Below are 561 nucleotides of genomic sequence, written 5' to 3' on the forward strand. Positions count from 1 at the left end.
TTTTCATGCTGACTTTGTCCCTGGAGTTTTTAACCACTTGGTTTTGAAAGCTTCTCGTTCTTGCTGCGAGTAAATATGGCGATAAAGCGGTAAGTCATACATGTAAAACAACTTAGAAAAATCGTAATGCTGTTTAAAGTATTGGTGGATGTTGGAATACCATTTGTTCTTTGCTTCATTGCTGTTTTTCAGAACAAAGTTGTCGACATTTAGGAAGTCTCCAATCTCTTTGTCAAGGGAACTCAGTTGCTCGCACTTAATCAGAATGACGCTGGCTTTGTCATTGTTGAACGTAAAAAATGGTTGAGTGTTATCGATCTCTTGGCGCATGACATCGATGCTGAAGTTACGTTTTAGCTCGTTATCGAACCAATCTGCGAAGTAGTTCAGGTTGATGTAGTTATCAAAGCAATGCTCGAGATGCTTGTAGGTCACTTCCATGTCGCGGTGGATGGCATCGTTCTTTTTGCCTTCGATAAATTGTAGATGTAAATCTTGGAAAAAACGGGAGAAAACCGTCGCAATCGGGTCACGGATTAATGTAACGATCTTGATTTGCTC

Annotated in this window: 1 protein-coding gene; it reads right to left on the bottom strand. The window is 40.3% G+C overall.

What is annotated here, in order from left to right; translation table 11 throughout:
• Positions 1-3: 3 nt before the first annotated feature.
• Positions 4-561 (bottom strand): putative capsular polysaccharide synthesis family protein (locus R7190_RS29625; protein ID WP_318138173.1); only part of this gene is annotated, 558 nt, incomplete at its 5' end.

This window comes from Vibrio sp. 1078-1, assembly GCF_033340475.1.